Source organism: Micromonospora sp. NPDC051006, assembly GCF_044456245.1.
GTDB lineage: Bacteria > Actinomycetota > Actinomycetes > Mycobacteriales > Micromonosporaceae > Micromonospora.
Genome location: NZ_JBITFP010000002.1, coordinates 1 through 15,179, shown reverse-complemented (window position 1 = coordinate 15,179; position 15,179 = coordinate 1). Strand labels below are relative to the sequence as shown.

Sequence of the window (15,179 nt, the reverse complement as noted above, 5' to 3'; positions counted from 1 at the left end):
TGGCGTCGCCGGTGGCGGCTGAACGCCACTCCCACTGGTAGCCATCGGAGGTCCGCTCGTGCCGACGCCCACCACCACCCTGGCCCTGGGGCCCGATTGGCTCGATCCGGAGTGGTTGATCTCGACGTTCGGGCTGCTCGGCATCCTGGCCATCGTCTTCGCCGAGTCCGGCCTGCTCATCGGGTTCTTTCTGCCGGGCGACTCGTTGCTGTTCACCGCGGGGCTGCTCACCGCGGACGGGCAGTACATCACCTACCCGCTCTGGCTGGTCTGCCTGCTCATCACGCTCGCGGCGATCGCCGGCGACCAGGTGGGATACGCGTTCGGCCGTAAGGTCGGGCCGTCACTCTTCCGCCGCCCGAACTCCCGGCTGTTCAAGCAGGAGAACGTGGTCAAGGCGCACGAGTTCTTCGAGAAGTACGGTGCCCGCTCGATCGTGCTGGCCCGCTTCGTGCCGATCGTGCGGACGTTCACGCCGATCGTGGCCGGCGTCAGCCGGATGAACTACCGGACGTTCGTGATCTACAACGTGATCGGCGGGGTGCTCTGGGGCACCGGGGTGACGGTGCTCGGCTACTTCCTCGGCCAGATCCCGTTCGTGAAGGAGCACATCGAACTCATCCTGATCGCGATCGTCGCGATCTCGGTGGTGCCGATCGCGATCGAGCTGCTCCGGGCGCGCATCGCGGCGAAGCGGGGCACGACCGCCGCCGAGCGGGCCGCCGCCGAGCAGGCGATCCGGGAGACCCGGGAGCACTACGGCAAGCACTGACCGGCCGGCCGTCCGGCGCCTTCCCTGCGGGGAGGGCACCGGACGATCGGTTCAGTTCAGCGAGCCTTCTTGGTGGCCCGCTTGCGCGGCGGGGTCAGCAGATCGGCGATCGTCGCGATCGCGCTCGGGACCAGCCGGTAGTAGGCCCACACACCGCGCTTCTCCCGCTCCAGCAAGCCGGCCTCGGTGAGGATGCGGAGGTGGTGGCTGACCGTCGGCTGAGAGAGGCCGAGTGGTGCGGTCAGGTCACAGACGCACGCCTCGCCCTCGGGGGCCGACTGGATCAGGCTGAGCAGCCGCAGCCGAGCAGGGTCGGCGAGGGCCTTGAGGACCCCCGCGAGACGCTCGGCATCGGCACGTTCGATCGGCTCGCCGGCAAGCGGCGAGATCTGAGGCATAGTCATTTCAGCCAACGCAGTTCCCACGATTTCCATCCTTCCACCAGCAGCATCGATCCGCCTGCATATCAGCAGATCCGAATCGGCAGACTTTTACGCCACAAGGCCGAGGTCAGCCAACGTATAGGCCGCCCGATACGGCAGTCCGGCGGCTCGCACCGCGTCGCCGGCGCCTCGATCAACAATAACCGCAACCCCTACGACCTCGGCCCCGGCCTCACGAAGCGCCTCGACCGCGGTCAACACACTTCCACCCGTCGTGGACGTGTCCTCCACCGCCAGCACCCGGCGGCCGGCCACCTCCGGCCCCTCGATCCGGCGCTGCAACCCGTGCGCCTTACCGGTTTTCCGGACCACGAAGGCGTCCAGGGCCCGGCCGCTCGGCGCGGCGGCGTGCAGCATCGAGAGCGCGACCGGGTCGGCGCCCAGGGTCAGGCCACCGACCGCGTCGTACGCCCAGTCGGCGGTGAGGTCGAGCAGCACCCGGCCGACCAACGGTGCGGCCTGGTGATGGAGCGTGACGCGCCGCAGATCCACGTACCAGTCCGCTTCGCGCCCGGACGAGAGCACCACCCGGCCGTGCACCACAGCCAGGTCAGTGATGAATTTACGCAGGTCGTCGTGGTCCCCCATGGCGATAGAGGGTACTGCGCAAGTCTGGGAGCCGGGTGTGGGGTCCACCCGCATCCATCCGCCGGGCGACCGATGAGTGGCGATGTACCACTACTCTGCGCGATCAAGCCGGATCAGTTGCGGGCAAAGGCCTGTGACCCCGTCGGAACGCCCCGTGGTGGCCGGGTCAGCGCTCGTCGCGGCCGATCCGGCCCCGGGTGTCTCGGGCGACCGCGTGCAGCAGCCGCTGGGGCGCATGCCGCAGGCCGGCGACGGCGAACTTGTACTTCCACGCCGGAACGCTTACCAACTTGCCTTTCCGCAGGTCACGAAGCGCGCCGTCGACAACTTCGTCGGCGCGTAGCCACATCCACTCCGGAGTCTTGGACATGTTGATGCCGGCCCGCTGGTGGAACTCGGTGCGGGTGTAGCCGGGGCAGAGCGCCATCACCCGTACGCCGAAGGGACGCGCCGACTGGCCCACCGATTCGCTGAAATTCGTCACCCACGCCTTGCTGGCCGAATAGGTCGAGCCCGGCATGACCGCCGCGAACCCGGCGACGGAAGAGACATTTATCACTGCCCCGTCCCGCCGTTCGGTCATCGGGCCCAGCGCGGCAAGGGTCAACCGCATCACCGCGTGCACGTTGAGCCGGAGCAGTCGGGCCTCGTCCTCGACGGAGGATCGCAGGAAGGGCTTGTTGAGGCTGATCCCGGCGTTGTTGACCAGCAGGCCGATCGGGCTCCCGCCGGTGAGCCGGCGCTCGACGACGGCACAACCGTCGTCGGTGGACAGATCGGCCGCGATGGTCTCGACCTCCCGACCGTGCCGGCCGGTCAGCTCGGCGGCCAACTCGCCGAGGCGGGCGGCATCGCGGGCCACCAGCACCAGGTGCGAGCCGTCGGCGGCCAGCCGGCGTGCGAACGCGGCGCCGATGCCGGCCGTCGCGCCGGTCACCAGGGCCCGTCGCTCGGTGGAGGTGGAGTCGGGGGTCACGGGCGATCCTCAGCTGGGCGGGTAAGAGGGCGTGGTGGGCGCCGGCGGGGCCGGGTGCGGGGCGGGTGCAAACCCGGACGGCGCGGCCGGGCGTCGGCGGAACCAGGCGTTCGCCGCCGGCAGCGCCAGCAACGCGGCTACCACAAGGTAACCGAGCGTCTGGCCGACGGAAAGCCCCGCGTTGAGCGGAATCCACCAGGGCGGGTAGGCGTCACCGACCAGGTTGAGAAGCTCGGCGGTGGAGCGTTCGTCGGCGCCGAGCCGCAGCGGGGCGGCCCGCTGGCCGACCAGCACCGCGAGCCCGCAGCAGCCGCCGAGCAGGCCGAGCCCGCTGACCACCCAGGTGGCCACCCGGGCGCCCGCGCGGCCACTGCCCAGGCCGAGGGCCAGCCCGGCGAGGAGCACCCCGGCCAGCAGGCTGAGCACCGCGGCGACCACCCCGGACGTGCGCAGCAGCGTGACGATTTCGTCGATGTCACCGGCGGTGGCCGACGTGCCGGTGGCGGCGGACCGGAACCGGTCGACGGTGCCGCCGAGCACGAGCAGCCCGGCGACTGCGTACGCGAGCGCGACGAGCGCCATCAGCAGCAGCACCGCCGTCGCCAGCGCGACCACGGGGGGACGGCGGGCCGGCGCCTGGTGCGGGTACGACACGACGGATCCCTCCGGTAGGCGTCGGGTTGCAACCTACTCGGAGGGACCGTCAGCGTCGCCGTTATCCGACGGTCAACTCACCGGCGGCGGGGTCGAGCCGGGTCGATCCGACGGGGGTGGCTGGTCGCCGGACTGACCCGGCGCCGGCGGCTGCCCCGACGGGCCGGGCTGGCTGGGCGGCGGGTAGCCCGGAGCCGGCGGGTAGCCCGGCTCACCTGAGGGCTGACCGGGCTGGCCCGGGCCCTGCGGGTAGCCGGGGGCCGGCGGGTAGCCCGGGTAGGCGGCGCCGGGCACCGGCGGCTCCCAGCCGGCCTTCGGCTTGCGGAAGAACTCGTTCGACTTCGGCAGGGCCAGCAGGATCAGCGCGGCGAGCAGCGCGAGCACGCCGAGCACCCCGAGCACGGTGCTCAGCGGCGTGAACCAGCCCGGCAGCGCGTCGTCGAGGCGGCGCTGGATCTCCTCGCCGCTGGGCATGTCACCGCTGGTGCTGCCGCCGCCGGCACCGCCGAGGCCGCCCGCCGCACCGCTGATCAGGCTGCCGCCCGTGCAGCAGATCAGGATGCCGCCGAGGATCCAGGTGGTGATCCGGGATCCGTTCTTGCCGCGGTTGTTCAGCATGGCCAGCACGACCAGACCGATCGCCAGCAGCAGCACGAAGATCGCGGTGCCGATGCCGAAGGCGAAGGTGAAGTCGGCGATCGTCTCCGCGCCGTTCGCCTCGGTGCCACGGTAGGCGTCCCGCAGCACGTCACGGATGGTGCCGATGGTCGTCAGCGTGATGATCAGATTGATCACCTGGAGAACGGCGAACAGGATCAGCAGGTAGCTGGAAATGGTCACCACGCTCGGCCGTGTGCGGGCCGGCGGGCGTTGGGGGTCGACCACGGTGCTCCTTCCCTAGATCGGGCCCACACCGTATCGGCAACCGGCCAACCCGGCATGCCGCGACGCCCCGGGGCCGGCCAGCAAAGGGCGAGGCGGGGCCCGCACCACGCCGGTCGGTCAGTAGCCCCGCCATTCCGCGCGGGCGTACTCGAGCACCCGCGGCTGCAGCAAGGTCGAGGCGGGGACCGTTATCCGGCCCCGGTCGGCGGGGAAGGTGGCCGCCGCGCGCAGCGTCGGCTCGTCCAGAAAACGCAACCGGGGCGCGTCGGCCGGCAGCGCCAGCGCGGGCGGGACGGCGCCGGGCCCGGCGAGCACGAACCCCCAGTCCCCGAAGGACGGCACGTCCACGTGGTACGGCAGGGTGGCGAAGCCAGCCGCGCGCAGCGACGCCTCGATCGACCAGTACGACCGGGGCGCGAAGTACGGCGAGCCGGACTGCACCACCAGCCGTCCGCCGTCGGCGAGCGCGGCGCGGACCAGCGTGTAGAACTCGACCGTGTAGAGCTTGGCGGTGGCCGTCTCGTCCGGGTCGGGCAGGTCCGCGACGATCGCGTCGAAGCGCGCCGTGTTGCCGCGCAGCCAGCCGAAGGCGTCGGCGTGCACCACCCGGACCCTGGGGTCGGCGAAGGCGTCCCCGTTGAGCCGGCGCAGCTGCGGCTCGGTACGCGCCAACACCACCACCGCCGGGTCCAGGTCGACCACCGTGATCCGTCGGATGTCGGGATAGCGCAGCAGTTCCCGGACCGCGAGGCCGTCGCCGGCCCCGAGCACCAGCACCTCGCCGCGCGCCCCGTTCAGCACCGGATGCACCAGCGCCTCGTGGTAGCGGTACTCGTCCACCGAGCTGAACTGGAGATCGCCGTTGAGGTACAGCCGCAGGTCGGTGTCGGCGTGCCCGACCTCGCGCACCGACCGGGTCAGCACGATCTCCTGGTAGCGGCTCCGTTCGGCGTGCACCACCGGGTCGCGGTAGAGCTGCTGCCGGGCGGTCACCTCGAAGTCGTGCGCGGTCAGCCAGGCGTACCCCAGGCAGAGCGCGACCACCACGGCGCCGGCCCCGAGCGCGACCCGGGACCGCCGACCCAGCTCCCGGCGGAAGACCGTGCAGACCAGGGCGAGCCCGGCCACGGCGTTCACCGCGCCGACCACGATCGCCCCCTTGAGCTGCCCGAAGACCGGCAGCAGCAGGAACGGGAAGGCGAGCCCGCCGAGCAGCGCGCCGACGTAGTCGGCGGCGAACAGGTCGGCCACCGCGCTGCCCGCCGCCTGTTCCCGGATCCGTTGCAGCAGCACCATCAGGAGCGGAATCTCCGCCCCGATCAACAGGCCGAGCAGGAACGCCGTGCCGACCAGCGCCGGACCGTAGAGATCCAGCCAGGCGAACGCCGCGTAGAGGCCGAGCACCGAGAGCCCGCCGAGCAGCGCCAGGGCCAGCTCGATCGCGGCGAACGCGGCGGCGGCCCGGGGCTGCAACGGCTTGGCGGCGAGCGCGCCGACGCCCATCGCGAAGACCATCACGCCGAGCACGATCGACGCCTGACCGACGGTGTCCCCGATCAGATAGCTGCCGAGCGCGACCAGCGCGAGCTCGTAGACGAGACCGCAGGCCGCGCAGACGAAGACCGCGGCCAGCACCGCCGCGCGGGCCGGCCGCCGGGTCGGGGGCGCGGGCGTCTCGGTGGTCACCCTCGCTCCGGTGTACGGCCAGCGGCCGCGTCCGCCGGAGGCGGAGTGGCCGGCGTCGCCGTCGCGGTGGGGCGGCGATGCCGGCGGCGCTGGACCAGACCGACGGTGACCAGCAGAGCGGTGAGCAGCAGCAGCCCGGCGGCCGTGAGGAGGTAGCCCCAGCGGTCCCGCCACAGGTCGTTGCCGGCGTCGGGCAGCGGCGTCGGCGTCGACGCCGGGGTGGCCGCGGCGACCGGCGCGGGGCTCGCCGCACCGGCCTCGGCGACCAGCAGCGGCAGGCTGACCGCGGCCCGGGTGACGGCCCAACCGGGATCGTCGAGGAAGGCGTCCTCGGTGAGCCCGAACCGCGTCAGCCCGGACCGGACGGCGCTGAGGTCGGACCGGTCCAGGTCGGCGGAGCCCTCGACGTCGATGAGCGCGTTGTCCTCGGACTCGCTGCTCTCGGCGGTGTAAGTGATCTCCGCGGCGACCTGCACCCAACGCGGGCAACGCGGATCGCCCTCGGCGGGCACGCCGTCGCCGAGGCTGGAGCCGACGTTCACCACCCTGGTGCCGTCCGTCAACCGCCAGCCGTAGCAGATCCCCTGGGTGTCGGTCGCCCGCTTCAGGATCGGCACGGTGTCGGCCCGCTCGGTGGCGCTGGGCGGCAGGACCGTGGTGCCGCCGTCGTCGTCGGCGAGCACGCCGGCGAGGCAGACTCCGCCCAGCACCAGCACGACGGCGCCGATCGCGACCGCCTTGGCCGCGCCGGAGGACTTCGCCGCGCCCCGTTTCCCGGCGGCCATCAGCTGATCGCGGCGGCGATGATCGCGCCGGTGGCCAGGTGGACGACGGCGGAGACCCAGACCGCCGGATGCGGCTCCGGGTCGACCAGGAGCTGCCCGAGCCGGCCCGGGGTCACCGCGTCGAGCAGCATGAACGCCGCCGCCATGATGACCAGCCCGAGGACGCCGTACGCGGCCGCGCCGACGATGCCGAGGACGAAGTCGTCCTCGCTGGCGGCGATCGCGGCGACCACGATGACGCCGACCCCGGCCAGGTTCGAGGCGAGCAGCAGGGCCGCGTTGCGGTTGCGGTCGGTCCAGATCAGTTCCTTGAGCCGGCCGGGGGTGGCCACGTCCACCAGGACGTAGCCGATGCCCATCAGCAGCACGCCGACCACCCCGTAGGCGAGGGTGACCAGCAGATCGGTGACGAGAGTCTGCACGGGTGCTCCAGTGGTGAGGGGTCGATCGGGAGGGCTACTTTCCGCTGCCGGGGCCGCCACCCCGGACGGTGCTGCCACGTCCCCAGCCCCAACCGGAGCCGACCGTGGAGTGGTAGCGCGGGTAGGCGGTGTTGAGCCGCTCCAGCAGGATCAGCGAACCGGCGGCGACCGGCAGGATGACCACCGAGTCGTCGTCGTAGCGCAGGTAGACGCCGCTGCCGTCGACGTACTGGTCGGCCGGTCGCCAGGCGTCGGTGACGTCCTTCGCCACCTCACTGGGGGCGCGGGTCGAGGTGTAGGCGACGGCGTCACGGCCGATGTCCTGGCCGGCGGCGCGGGTGTACCGGTCCTCGACGTAGCCGCGCGGGGAGAAGTTGCCGTAGAAGATCGCGAAGGCGGCCACCAACGCGCCGATGACCGCGAACGCCACCCCCACCACGAACCAGCGTCGGTACGTCATCGCAGTGCCACCACCGTCTCGGTCAGGACCAGCTCGTTGGTCTGCGGATAGGCGTGCCAGGTGCGCCAGCCGAGGGTGCCGACGGGCGGCTCGGGACGGACGGCGAGCGCGGTCACCGCGTCCGGATCGCCGGGGAAGACACCCACCAGGGCGTACGGGTCGTCGGCCAGCTCCGCGCGGAGCGCGCCGACCCGGTCGCGCAGGCCGGTGCCGGCCGGCCGGAGCACAGTCGCGGCGAACCGGTAGCCGGTGGCCTCGTCGAGCAGCGTCGCGGGCAGCTCGGGCGGCCGACTGGGCAGGCAGGCCACCGTCTCGGTCAGCGCCACCTCGCCCGCCCGCAGCAGCACCTGGTGCGAGGCGCCGAGCAGCCGTAGCCGCAGCTGGACCGCCCCGGGCAGGTCGAGGTCGAGCACGTGCAGCGCGGGCCGTTCTACGTCGTCGCGGGCGAGGCTGAGGTCGGCGGCGCGGGTGTCGACGTACGGGGCGTCGAGGGTGACCAGCACTCAGTCCTCCCCGACCTGCGGGTAGATCATCACCTCGGCGCGGTGCAGCAGCTCACCCCGGGCCACCTCCCAGCCCGCTTCCCCGTACGCCTCGAAGGAGAGCCGGGCGCCGCCGGGCGCCTGGTAGTCGTGGTACCGCATGGTGCCGGCCGGGTCGAGCCCGGTGGCGCCGATGGCCGTGTAGCGGGCCTGGCCGGACTCGTCCCAGCTGTAGCGGCGGCCGGCGAAGTCGATGGTCGGGGCGCCGGGGGTGACGGTGGCTCCGGGCTCGGCGGCCCAGAGCACCAGCTCCAGGTCCGGGCCCTCCTCGACGGAGAGCCAGCGCCGGACGCCACCCGCGTCGTCGAGCAGGTGCTCCGCCCAGCTCCAGCCCCCCTCGACCAGGCGGATGGTGCCACGTACCACGTAGGACACCTGGCGGATCTCCACGACGTCGCCGGCGCGGAGCCGGCGCGGGTCACCGCGCAACACGTCGGCGTCGACGTCCCGCAGCGGGTCACCCACCTGCGTCCGGCCGGACGGCCGGGTGCGGGACCGGCGCACCGCCAGCACGGCGACCACCACCCCGGCCACCCCGACCAGGCAGCCCACGGCCGTCACCAGGTACGCCACCGAGCCGTTCACCGACCACCTCCCCTGTCACGTCGGCGCAGACGGTAACAACCCCGTGCACCGGTGAGCGCCCGCTGACGCTCGACTGAGCACTCAGTCACCGGCGGGCGGCCGATCCGAGGCCGGGCCCTCCGGCCCGGCGGGCGGCGCGGCGCGGGCCAGGTGCACCGCCGGATCCGGGCAGATCAGGTAACCCGGCGGCACGGGATAGCCCGGCGGAACCGGGTAGCCCGGCACGGGATAACCCGGCGGCACGGGATAGGAGATCGCTGAGAACGGGTAGCCGGCGGGCGGCACCGGCCGGGCTGGCGACGCGGCCCTGGGCACGAACCAGCGGTGTGCCGGCGGCAGCGCCACCAGCAGCACCACCGCCGTGGTCAGCACCAGCACCGTGAGGATCCCGATCCCGGCCAGCGGAAAGAGCACCGCGTCGAAGGGATTCGAGCTGTCGTAGAGGGCCTGCATAAACGGCGACTCCTGCCAGGAGTCGGCGTCCGGCCCGGTCGGTGTCTCCTCCGGAAAGCCCTCCTCCGGAAACGTCTCGTCCTCGATGCCGCCGGCGAAGATCAGCGGAACGAAGAACGCCCCGGAGCAGCCCTGGGCCAGGCAGATCAGCAACTGGGCGCCGCCGGCCACGAAGACCAAGATCCTGGCGGTGTTGCCGCCGCGACGCAGGGGCAGCGCGGTGGCGGCCAGCCAGAGCGCCAGCACCAGGGTGGGTATGCCGAGGATCAGCGCCATGGTGACGTTGATCCACCGCTCGCCGCGCACCTCGTCCGGGTCGGCGTCGGGCACCAGCCGCACGGCCCGGTCGATCTCGCCGTCCCACTGCACCGCCTGCGCGATGACCAGCGCGACCAGCGCGAGCAGGACCAGTACGGTGGCGAGCTGCGCCCAGAAGGCGATGGTGACCGTGACGGGTCGGGGTGGGCGTGCCGGAGCGCCGGCGGACGGGATCATGGCTCGGAAAGCTACGGCTCACCGGCCCGGCGGCGGCAGACCCGATCGGGCAGCCTCCACCGGAGAAAGGATCACGCTTCGGTGAGCCGCTGCGCGGCGTACTCGCGGAGGGTGGCACGGTCCATCACGCAGCCGGTGAAGGTGGTGAACTCGGCCGGATCGTCGCGCAGCGCCGTCCAGGCGGCGCGCGCCGCCGCCGGGTCGATCCGTTCCAGCAGGGTCGCCGCGTACGCCCGGCCGGCCGGCGTACCCCGGTCGAGCAGACTGTCGACCTGCTCGCGTACCTCCTCGGGGCGCTCGGCCAGCGCGGCCTCGACCCGCTGGTACGCCTCGGTGACCGGCAGCAGCGTGCCGGCGAACCCCACCCCGCCGAAGGCCACCGTGTCGGCCCGGGCCAGCTCCTCGACGGCGGCTGCCAGCTCCCGGTCCCGTTTCCCACCGATCCCGAACATGCCCCCATCCTTTCCCCGCCCCGACCCACCCCACCCTGTTGATCAAGAGGTTTGCGTCAGCGGAAGCCGTCTCCGTGACGCAAACCTCTTGATCACCGGCCCGGTCGCTCGTGGAAGGGAGGGGTGGGTGGGTGGGGGGTGGGTGGGGGGTGGGTGGGGGGTGGGTTAGGCGGGGGTTACGGTCAGGGCGTCCTTGGTGTCGGCCAGGTCGACCTTGACGGTCTGGCCGTCGCGGATCTGGCCGGCGAGCAGGGCCTTGGCGAGCTGGTCGCCGATGGCCGACTGCACCAGCCGGCGCAGCGGGCGAGCACCGTAGATCGGGTCGTAGCCGTGCTCGGCCAGCCAACCGCGGGCCGCCTCGGTGATCTCCAGGCCCAGCCGGCGATCGGCGAGCCGACGGCCCAACCGGGTCAGCTGGATGTCCACGATCGACCGCAGGTCGTCACCGCGCAGGGCGGCGAAGACCACGATGTCGTCCAGCCGGTTCAGGAACTCCGGCTTGAAGTGCGTGCGGACGACCGCCAGCACCCCCTCGCGACGCTGCTCGTCGGTCAGCGTCAGGTCGCTGATCACCGACGACCCGAGGTTGGACGTGAGGATCAGGATCGCGTTGCGGAAGTCCACCGTCCGGCCCTGCCCGTCGGTGAGCCGACCGTCGTCGAGCACCTGGAGCAGGATGTCGAAGACGTCCGGGTGGGCCTTCTCCACCTCGTCCAGCAGGATCACCGAGTACGGCCGCCGGCGCACCGCCTCGGTGAGCTGGCCGCCCTCCTCGTAGCCGATATAACCGGGCGGGGCACCGACCAGGCGGGCAACGGAGTGCTTCTCGCCGTACTCGCTCATGTCGATGCGGACCATGGCCCGCTCGTCGTCGAAGAGGAACTCGGCGAGCGCCTTGGCCAGCTCGGTCTTGCCGACGCCGGTCGGGCCGAGGAAGAGGAAGCTGCCGGTCGGACGGTCCGGATCGGCCACGCCGGCCCGGGCCCGGCGGACCGCGTCGGAGACCGCCCCGACCGCCTCGGCCTGGCCGACCACCCGGCCGCCCAGCGACTCCTCCATCCGCAGCAGCTTGGCGGTCTCGCCCTCCAGCAGCCGGCCGGCGGGGATGCCCGTCCAGGAGGCGACCACGGCGGCGATGTCGTCGGCGCCGACCTCCTCCTTGAGCATGGCGCCGTCGGCCTGGAGCCGGGCCAGCTCCTCCTCGGCCTGCTTCAGCTCGACCTTGAGGGCGGGGATCCGGCCGTAGCGCAGCTCGGCGGCGCGTTCCAGCTCGCCGTCCCGCTCGGCCCGCTCGGCCTCGCCGCCGAGCCGCTCCAACTCCTCCTTGGCCGTGGAGAGCTTGGTGATGTGGCTCTTCTCGGTCTGCCAACGCTCGGAGAGCGCGGTGAGCTGTTCGCGCTTGTCGGCCAGCTCCTTGCGCAACCGCTCCAGCCGCTCGGCGGAGGCGGCGTCCGGCTCCTTGGCCAGCGCCATCTCCTCGATCTCGAGCCGGCGCACCGCCCGCTCGATCTCGTCGACCTCGACCGGCCGGGAGTCGATCTCCATCCGGAGCCGGGACGCGGACTCGTCGACCAGGTCGATCGCCTTGTCTGGCAGGAACCGGTCGGTGATGTAGCGGTCGGAGAGGGACGCGGCGGCGACCAGGGCGGCGTCGGTGATCCGGACGCCGTGGTGCACCTCGTAGCGCTCCTTGAGCCCGCGCAGGATGCCGATGGTGTCCTCGATGGTCGGCTCGCCGACCAGCACCGGCTGGAAGCGGCGCTCCAGCGCCGGGTCCTTCTCGATGTGCTCGCGGTACTCGTCCAGCGTCGTGGCGCCGACCATGCGCAGCTCACCACGGGCGAGCATCGGCTTGAGCATGTTGCCGGCGTCCATCGAGCCCTCGCCCTTGCCGGCACCGACGACCGTGTGCAGCTCGTCGAGGAAGGTGATGACCTGCCCGTTGGAGTTCTTGATCTCCTCCAGCACGGACTTCAGCCGCTCCTCGAACTGGCCGCGGTACTGCGCGCCGGCGACCATCGCCCCGAGGTCGAGCGAGACCAGCTTCTTGTCCCGCAGCGACTCGGGCACGTCGCCGGCGACGATGCGCTGGGCGAGGCCCTCGACGATCGCGGTCTTGCCGACGCCCGGCTCCCCGATCAGCACCGGGTTGTTCTTGGTACGCCGGGACAGCACCTGGATCACCCGGCGGATCTCGGAGTCCCGGCCGATCACCGGGTCGATCTTGCCGTCGCGCGCGCTGGCGGTCAGGTCGACGCCGTACTTGGCCAGGGCCTGGTAGGTCTGCTCGGGATCGGCCGTGGTCACCCGCCGGTCCCCGCCGCGTACGGACGGGAAGGCGGCGACCAGGTTCTCCTCGGTGGCGCCGGCGTTCTTCAACGCGTTCGCCACGGCACCGCCCACCCGGGCCAGGCCGGCCAGCAGGTGCTCGGTGGAGGTGTACTCGTCGCCGAGCGGCCGGGCGATCTGCTCGGCGGCGCCGATGGCGTTGACGAACTCGCGGGCCAGCGTGGGCTCGGCGATGCTGGATCCGCGCGCGGCGGGCAGGGCGTCGACCGCGCGCTGGGCGACCCGGCGCAGCTCGGCGGGGTCAGCCCCGACGGCGCGCAGCAGACCGGCAGCGGTCGAGCCCTCGGTGTCGAGCAGTGACAGCAGCAGGTGCCAGGGTTCCACGGTCGCGTGGCCGCGCTGGTTCGCCAGCGCGACGGCACCGGTGATGGTTTCGCGGCTCTTGGTGGTGAGACGTTCCGTGTTCATGGGCTCCCCCGGATAGGCGTGTCCACTGGGAAACGACACAACCAGAGTTGAGCCTATTCCGCTCAACTCCGGTGCTGTGACGCCCATCACTCTCGGGGTCGCCACCGCCAGTCGAACTCGCCGGCCGCGGGAGGCGGGCCGGGCAACGGCTCGGCGCCGTCATGCGCGGTGAGGCCGTCCAGCAGCACCGCGAGCTGCCGCCGGCGCAGCTGCCGAGTCCGATCCGGATCAGGTACGCGGATCGCGGCGCAGGACTCCAGCACCAACCCGAGGTCCTGGACCACGACGTCGGGTCGGAGCCGACCACTCGCCCGCGCCCGGTCGAAGAGGACGGTCGCCAGCTCGTTGGCGCGCATCGCGTCCCGGCCCATCTCCTCGGTCGGCGTGAACGTGCCGGCCAGGTGGACGGTGAGCGAGTGCACGTCGGCGTCGACCACCCGGGCCAGGAACCCGCTGAACGCGGCCCAGTCGTCCGGCTCGGCGCGGGCCGCCTCGGCCTCGGCGACGTACCGGCGTAGCCCGTCGTGGCAGAGCTGGCGCAGCAGGTCCTCCTTGCCCGCGTACCGCCGATAGAGCGCGCTGATGCCGACGCCGGCGCGTTCGGCGACGGCGGCGATCGGCGCCTTGGGGTCGTCGAGGAAGACCGCGCGGGCGGCTTCGAGGATCACCTCGTCGTTGCGGGCGGCCTGGGCACGGCGGCCGGCCAGCGGCACGTCCGTCTTTCCGGGAGGAGTCGGCATGACTTCAGACTAACAGTGGAACGGATCGTTCCGGTCTGCTATTGTCATTGCAGAACGAAACATTCCGTTCCGAAGGAGTTCCGAGATGACCGGCACCGCGATCCGCCCGTTCCGCGTCGAGATCCCGCAGACCGCCCTCGACGACCTGGCCGCCCGGCTGGGCCGCACGATCTGGCCCGCCGAACTGCCCGGTGTCGGCGACGCGTACGGGATGAGCACCGACCGGGTGCGCGCCCTCGTGGACCGGTGGCGGGACGGGTTCGACTGGCGGGCCGTCGAGGCCCGACTGAACGCCCACCCGCAGTTCATCACCGAGATCGACGGCGAGCAGATCCACTTCCTGCACGTCCGGTCCTCCCGGCCGGACGCCACCCCGCTGGTGCTCACCCACGGTTGGCCCGGCTCGGTGCTGGAATACCTGGACGTGATCGCCCCGCTCACCGAGCCGACCGCACCGGACGCGCCGGCCTTCCACCTGGTCATCCCGTCGCTGCCCGGCTTCGGGCCGTCCGGCCCGACCCGCAGCACCGGCTGGAATCGGTTCCGCACCGCCCGCGCCTGGGCCGAGCTGATGAACCGACTGGGGTACGACCGGTACGGCGCGGTCGGCAACGACGCCGGCTCGATGGTCGCGCCGGAGCTGGGCCGGATCGACCCGGAGCACGTGCTCGGGGTGCACGTCACCCAGCTCTTCTCGTTCCCCTCCGGAGACCCGGCCGAGTTCGCCGGGCTCTCCGCGGCCGACCAGGCGGCGCTCGAGCACCTCCAGTGGTTCTACGAGAACAAGTTCTCCTTCAACGAGGTGCACAGCCAGCAGCCACAGACCCTGGCGTTCGGGCTGGCCGACTCGCCGGTCGGGCTGCTGGCCTGGAACGCCCAGCTCTTCGACGAGAGCCTGGACGCCGACTTCATCCTGGCCAACGTGGCGCTCTACTGGTTCACCGGCACGGCCGCCTCGGCGATCCGGTTCTACTGGGAGGACGCGCACGCCGGCCAGCCGCCGACCGAGCCGACCACCGCGCCGACCGCGCTGGCCATGTTCCCCGGTGACTTCCAGTCGATCCGCCGGTTCGCCGACCGGGACCACGCCAACATCGTGCGGTGGACGGCGTACGACACGGACGTCGACGGGCGCGGCGACGTCGGCGGCCACTACGCCGCCCACCAGGCCACCGACGTGCTGACCGCCGACATCCGCGAGTTCTTCGCCAGCCTGCGCTGACCACGGCTCGTCCGGTGCCCGCCCCGCTCTGCGTCGGGGCGGGCACCGCCGCGTCCCGGGTTGATCCACTCGACTTCCCGGAAGTCCGGGTGTCCGAGCAGCTTGGGCTCAAGTGGTTGTTGCAACGGGATGGATCTTCGTGAGGATGTTGGTTCATGCCGGGGAAGCGGTTGTCGTCCGGGGAGCGGGCGCAGATTGAGGTGTTGTTCGGGCAGGGGTTGTCGTTTCCGCAGATCGCGGTGGTGATCGGGCGGGACCGTAC

At 72.2% G+C, this 15,179-nt stretch carries 18 protein-coding genes; 3 read left to right on the top strand and 15 right to left on the bottom strand.

Features of this window, described 5'->3' with window-relative positions; all coding sequences use genetic code 11:
• Positions 1–58: 58 nt before the first annotated feature.
• Positions 59–772 carry a VTT domain-containing protein gene (locus tag ACIBBA_RS03760; RefSeq protein WP_350868424.1) on the top strand — a complete coding sequence of 238 codons (714 nt, stop codon included), beginning with the start codon at positions 59–61 and terminating at the stop codon, positions 770–772.
• 56 nt (positions 773–828) lie between these two features.
• On the opposite strand, the gene ACIBBA_RS03755 is transcribed toward ACIBBA_RS03760, so the two are convergent.
• The 15 genes from ACIBBA_RS03755 to ACIBBA_RS03685 form a co-directional block, all read right to left on the bottom strand.
• The gene (locus ACIBBA_RS03755) at positions 829–1,206 is read right to left on the bottom strand and encodes a metalloregulator ArsR/SmtB family transcription factor (protein WP_350868426.1); all 378 of its coding nucleotides are present in this window, start codon (positions 1,204–1,206) and stop codon (positions 829–831) included.
• 57 nt (positions 1,207–1,263) lie between these two features.
• Entirely contained in the window at positions 1,264–1,803 is a 540-nt protein-coding gene (gene pyrE / locus ACIBBA_RS03750) for an orotate phosphoribosyltransferase (RefSeq protein ID WP_350868428.1), read from the bottom strand.
• Positions 1,804–1,969: 166 nt separating this feature from the next.
• Entirely contained in the window at positions 1,970–2,779 is an 810-nt protein-coding gene (locus tag ACIBBA_RS03745; protein ID WP_396693475.1) for an SDR family NAD(P)-dependent oxidoreductase, read from the bottom strand.
• Positions 2,780–2,788: 9 nt separating this feature from the next.
• The gene (locus ACIBBA_RS03740; RefSeq protein ID WP_396693473.1) at positions 2,789–3,433 is read right to left on the bottom strand and encodes a hypothetical protein; all 645 of its coding nucleotides are present in this window, start codon (positions 3,431–3,433) and stop codon (positions 2,789–2,791) included.
• Between the two features lie 72 nt (positions 3,434–3,505).
• The gene (locus ACIBBA_RS03735; RefSeq protein WP_350868433.1) at positions 3,506–4,318 is read right to left on the bottom strand and encodes a hypothetical protein; all 813 of its coding nucleotides are present in this window, start codon (positions 4,316–4,318) and stop codon (positions 3,506–3,508) included.
• 117 nt (positions 4,319–4,435) lie between these two features.
• A complete protein-coding gene (locus tag ACIBBA_RS03730) occupies positions 4,436–6,004 on the bottom strand; it encodes a polyamine aminopropyltransferase (RefSeq protein WP_396693471.1) in 1,569 nt (522 codons plus the stop codon).
• Positions 6,001–6,789: a hypothetical protein gene (locus ACIBBA_RS03725; protein ID WP_396693469.1), complete on the bottom strand. Its 789-nt coding sequence runs from the start codon at positions 6,787–6,789 to the stop codon at positions 6,001–6,003. The genes ACIBBA_RS03730 and ACIBBA_RS03725 overlap by 4 nt, the downstream gene beginning before the upstream one ends.
• On the bottom strand, positions 6,789–7,211 hold the full coding sequence (locus ACIBBA_RS03720) for a DUF350 domain-containing protein (RefSeq protein ID WP_396693467.1): 423 nt from the start codon (positions 7,209–7,211) through the stop codon (positions 6,789–6,791). Before ACIBBA_RS03720 ends, ACIBBA_RS03725 begins: the two co-directional genes overlap by 1 nt.
• Before the next feature lie 34 nt (positions 7,212–7,245).
• Positions 7,246–7,671 (bottom strand): DUF4247 domain-containing protein, encoded by a 426-nt coding sequence (locus tag ACIBBA_RS03715; RefSeq protein WP_396693465.1) that lies wholly within the window; start codon positions 7,669–7,671, stop codon positions 7,246–7,248.
• Positions 7,668–8,174: a DUF2617 family protein gene (locus ACIBBA_RS03710; RefSeq protein ID WP_396693463.1), complete on the bottom strand. Its 507-nt coding sequence runs from the start codon at positions 8,172–8,174 to the stop codon at positions 7,668–7,670. Before ACIBBA_RS03710 ends, ACIBBA_RS03715 begins: the two co-directional genes overlap by 4 nt.
• Entirely contained in the window at positions 8,175–8,798 is a 624-nt protein-coding gene (locus ACIBBA_RS03705) for a DUF4178 domain-containing protein (RefSeq protein WP_396693461.1), read from the bottom strand.
• Positions 8,799–8,879: 81 nt separating this feature from the next.
• Positions 8,880–9,746: a hypothetical protein gene (locus ACIBBA_RS03700; protein ID WP_396693459.1), complete on the bottom strand. Its 867-nt coding sequence runs from the start codon at positions 9,744–9,746 to the stop codon at positions 8,880–8,882.
• 71 nt (positions 9,747–9,817) lie between these two features.
• Complete coding sequence (locus ACIBBA_RS03695; RefSeq protein WP_396693457.1) at positions 9,818–10,198, bottom strand: hypothetical protein; 381 nt, start codon at positions 10,196–10,198, stop codon at positions 9,818–9,820.
• Between the two features lie 165 nt (positions 10,199–10,363).
• Positions 10,364–12,955, bottom strand: a complete 2,592-nt coding sequence (clpB, locus tag ACIBBA_RS03690) for an ATP-dependent chaperone ClpB (RefSeq protein WP_396693455.1) — start codon at positions 12,953–12,955, stop codon at positions 10,364–10,366.
• Positions 12,956–13,041: 86 nt separating this feature from the next.
• Entirely contained in the window at positions 13,042–13,695 is a 654-nt protein-coding gene (locus ACIBBA_RS03685; RefSeq protein ID WP_396693453.1) for a TetR/AcrR family transcriptional regulator, read from the bottom strand.
• Positions 13,696–13,780: 85 nt separating this feature from the next.
• On the opposite strand from ACIBBA_RS03685, the gene ACIBBA_RS03680 reads away from it, so the two are divergent.
• Complete coding sequence (locus tag ACIBBA_RS03680; protein ID WP_396693451.1) at positions 13,781–14,917, top strand: epoxide hydrolase family protein; 1,137 nt, start codon at positions 13,781–13,783, stop codon at positions 14,915–14,917.
• 155 nt (positions 14,918–15,072) lie between these two features.
• Positions 15,073–15,179: helix-turn-helix domain-containing protein (locus ACIBBA_RS03675; RefSeq protein WP_396694296.1), on the top strand; the 107-nt coding region annotated here is incomplete at its 3' end.